Source organism: Streptomyces minutiscleroticus, assembly GCF_014650875.1.
Taxonomy (GTDB): Bacteria; Actinomycetota; Actinomycetes; order Streptomycetales; family Streptomycetaceae; genus Streptomyces; species Streptomyces minutiscleroticus.
On sequence record NZ_BMVU01000150.1, the window covers coordinates 1 to 3,527 of the forward strand.

Below are 3,527 nucleotides of genomic sequence, written 5' to 3' on the forward strand. Positions count from 1 at the left end.
GATCTTGGTCGACAACCCATCCACCAGGAGCTTCACCTCTTCCCGCACCCACCCCTCACACCAACCCGCTGCCCATCCAACCAGGTTGAAAAAGGCTCACTGAAGCCTCAGCCGCCCGCCTGAGGGCCCAGGAGGACGGCGCCGCGCTGTGGGTGTTTGGGGCGACGGAGACCAGGGTCAGGGTCGTCGAGTAGCTCAGGAGTCGTACGGGGCGATGCCCCGGACACCCTGATCGGCGTGCCCGGGGCGGTGTGACCTCAGCAGACGGACATGTTGTTGAAGTCGTACGTCGCCGCGTTCGGGAACCTCCAGATGACGTTGGGGTCGGCAGGGGCGCGGTACGTACCCACGTTGGGTCCCCAGAAACGGACTTCGGCTCCGCCCGTCTGGTTGTTGAGCACAGAGAGCGCGTCGATGAAGTTCGAGAGCGACCGCGTACCGCACCTGTACAGGTGGAAGATGCTCTGCTTGCCGTCGCCCTGACCGACCGAGACACAGGCGATCCCTGATGCCAGGGCGCAAAGCTTGAGCGCCTCGTCAGCATTGTCACCACCTTGTATGTCCCGCTCCACCCACTCGCCCGAGTACAGGGGGGAGATCCCCGGCGTCCACGCGTTCGCGGCGGCCTGGGCCGGTGCCTGCGCAGCCAGCGGAAGAAGGAACGCGGTGATCAGCGTCACGACCGTCGCAGCCGCTCGTTTTCTCAGTCTCACGGGGTCTCCTCTGGAGTCGAAACCGGTGACTCGAACCGTAGAGCGTACGAGGGACGTCGTGACCCTGACAACTATCAGGGTGGGTCGGCTCGGGGCGCGTCCGAGGCAGGGGCTGCGGGGCCCCCTTTTCGAGCCCCAGCGGCATGCTGGTGGGGGCGTACGACAGTGGAGTCGACCGACACCAGCCAGTCGATGTCGCCGGCCGCATCCGCCTGGGACTGGGCTGCCTGGCGCATCTGCTGGGACGTGCCGTCCAGGGCCCAACGGCGAAAGCGGGTGTGCAGCGTCTGCCGCGGGCCGTACCGCTCGGGCACATCGCGCCAGGCCGTGCCCGTGCGGAACTTCCACGCGATCCCGTTGAGCACCCTTCGGTCATCCAACCGCTTGCGGCCCCGCAATGACTCGGGCAGCAGCGGCCGGACGAATTCCCACTCTGCATCGGCCAGTTCATGGCGACGTATCACCAGACCATGATCGACCATGCAAGACCAATTGAAGACACGACTTAGCCTCGATCTTTCGCGAGGGTCCGCCGACGGAGTCGGTGGACCCTTTCGCTTTCCGGAGCTGATGGTGGGCAGGCCGGTGGCCCGGCTGTCGCGTCGGGTGGGCGCCGGGTTCCACTGCCCAGGGCGGGTGTTGTTGTCGTCGGGTCGGTGGACTCTGCTGGTCAGCCGGGGTTGGGCAGGAGCGCGAGCCGTGCGAGGGCGGCGGTGATCTCGCCGGTCCAGGGCCAGTGCCGGGTGAGGCGGAGGATGCGGCGGCGGCCGGTGGTGACGAGCTGGGCGGCTGCGGAGAACAGGCGGAATCGCAGTCGGCGGGGTTCCCAGAGCCGGGCGGTGCCGGTGAGGGCGAGCATGGGCATCCAGGCCAGCAGGTCCAGGGCGATCTGGACGATCTGGAGCCAGACCTTGTTCTGGGCTGCCCGGTGCAGGGGCAGGTTGCGCAGGCCGGTGGCCCGGGCGGCCCGGATCCGGTCCTCGGCCCGGGCCCGCAGCCGGTGGCGGAGCTCGAGTTCGGCGATCGGCCGGCCTGCGGTGTTGGTCGCGAAGCACGTGATCCGCATGCCCTCCGCATCCGTGATCCTCAACTGGGCTCCAGGATGGGGCCGTTCCTTCCGGACGATCAGCCGCATGCCCTTGGGCCAGCCGTCCAGGAGCTTGCCGGTGAGTTCGGCGACCCAGGCACCGTCCCGGGCTCCACCGCCGGTCTCGACGGCCGGTGTCCAGGCTGAGGCCGGGATCTTCAGGATGTGTTGGTGAATGGTGTCGGTGACCGTCGTGCCGACCGAGTAGGACAGCCATCGTCCTCGCTTCGCGAGCCAGGACACGAAGTCGTGGGTGCCGCCCGCGGAGTCCGTGCGGATCAGCGTCTGGCGTCCGCGCCGGTACTTCTTCGGCAGCTGGGCCGGGGCCAGTCGGGCGGTGGTGATGTGGTCGGCTGCCGTGTTGGAGCCCGTGTTTCCCGGTCTGAGGAGGGCGGCGACCGGCTCTCCGGTTCCGCCCTGGCCGTGGTCGACGAAGGCCGTCAAGGGGTGATGGCCGTAGGTCTTCTTCCAGGTCGCGGCCGCGTCCTCCTTGTCAAAGTGGGCGATCACGAGGACGCCGTCGAGGTCGACGGTGACCTGTCCGTCGGCGTCCGGAGCGTGTCTGTCCGCCAACGACCAGACATGGTTGCGGACTTCGGAGCGTGCGGACCGGATGGCCTGCAGGGCTTTCTCGCCGGAGGCGGCGAGGGTGTCGATCAGGCGGGAGACGGTCGGGTCGGAGGCGACCGGGCCGAAGACGGCCGGCTCACACCGCAGCATCGCGACGTCCGCGAGGCAGTCTCCGCCCAGTGCGACCGCCAGAGCGACGTCCAGGAGGGCCTTGCCGGGATCGTGGACGGCCCGCGACTTCCGCCACGGCGCCAGAGCTGCAGATATCGCCTGGTCAAGGCCCGTCTTGCGGACCGTTTCCAACAGCAGGACCGCACCGGCCTGCGAGACCACCTGCCAACCGTCTCCCTGGACACGGACACGCGGGTACGACGAGATAGGCTCTCTCACCTGGAAAGTGCTCTTTTCCTTGCAGCCAACAGGACCCTCAGCAAGTCCTATCGTTGCAGGTCAAGGGCACTTTCCGTGTTTCTGGTCAACTCTTGGACAGCCCACCTCGTGAAAGCGCGAGGCTAGGCCCGCCGGCGTCGCACTCGGCGCCCGCGTCTTGGCGGGGCGGGAGAAGGCTATGCGTGCCCCCTACGTGCCCGATCGAGCAGCAACGAGCGGGGACCCACGGGGAACGTCGGCTAACGCCTCGGGAACACCGAGGTCAGCGTCTCGCCAGCTAAGCGCCGATCCGCATACGCGATCTTCGAGGCTCCCACCGGTCGGTGGGAGCCTCTGTGACAAGCGCACCAGTTTTCTACTCGGATTCACTGCCCCGTCTGTTGCTGCGCCTCCGCGCTCGCCGGCACTTCACGATCAGGCCCAGCGGCGATGGCCTGCACCAGTGCCATCACCACTTCAGCCCGCTGCTCATCGCTCAGATGGGAATCCGCGATCAACCGTTCGGCCGCCAGGTAGCGACAAATTCCAGGGGTTGATCGAAGTAGGCTTTCAGGTGTTCCGCCGCCGTCTCCTGAGAGCGAACGAACGTCCTGCTCACGAAACCTGCGAGCGTGGCCGACACAGCTCCGAGGCCACCCGCCACGATCGCTCCGGCTGTCGTGCTCGCGTTCAGTGAGCTGTTTCAGCGCTGCCGCTCCAGGGTGAGGACGGCTGCTGCGATTGACGTCATTCGATTCGGGCTGCACCGAGCCTTGCGGAAGATTCGC

At 67.4% G+C, this 3,527-nt stretch carries 3 protein-coding genes and 1 pseudogene; all 4 read right to left on the reverse strand.

The window, feature by feature from the left end; translation table 11 throughout:
- Positions 1–257: 257 nt before the first annotated feature.
- Positions 258–713, reverse strand: a complete 456-nt coding sequence (locus tag IE271_RS40370; RefSeq protein ID WP_190195403.1) for a hypothetical protein — start codon at positions 711–713, stop codon at positions 258–260.
- A gap of 74 nt (positions 714–787) precedes the next feature.
- Entirely contained in the window at positions 788–1,195 is a 408-nt protein-coding gene (locus IE271_RS40375; protein ID WP_190195404.1) for an IS5 family transposase, read from the reverse strand.
- Positions 1,196–1,383: 188 nt separating this feature from the next.
- Positions 1,384–2,760 carry an IS1380 family transposase gene (locus IE271_RS40380; protein ID WP_190195405.1) on the reverse strand — a complete coding sequence of 459 codons (1,377 nt, stop codon included), beginning with the start codon at positions 2,758–2,760 and terminating at the stop codon, positions 1,384–1,386.
- A 682-nt stretch (positions 2,761–3,442) separates the two neighbouring features.
- Positions 3,443–3,527 (reverse strand): annotated as a pseudogene (locus tag IE271_RS40385) (IS5/IS1182 family transposase); the annotation flags it as partial.

Excerpts from the sequence above, each read along its gene's own strand:
- IE271_RS40375 (WP_190195404.1), bottom strand. The coding sequence starts at position 1,195 with ATGGTCGATCATGGTCTGGTGATACGTCGCCATGAACTGGCCGATGCA.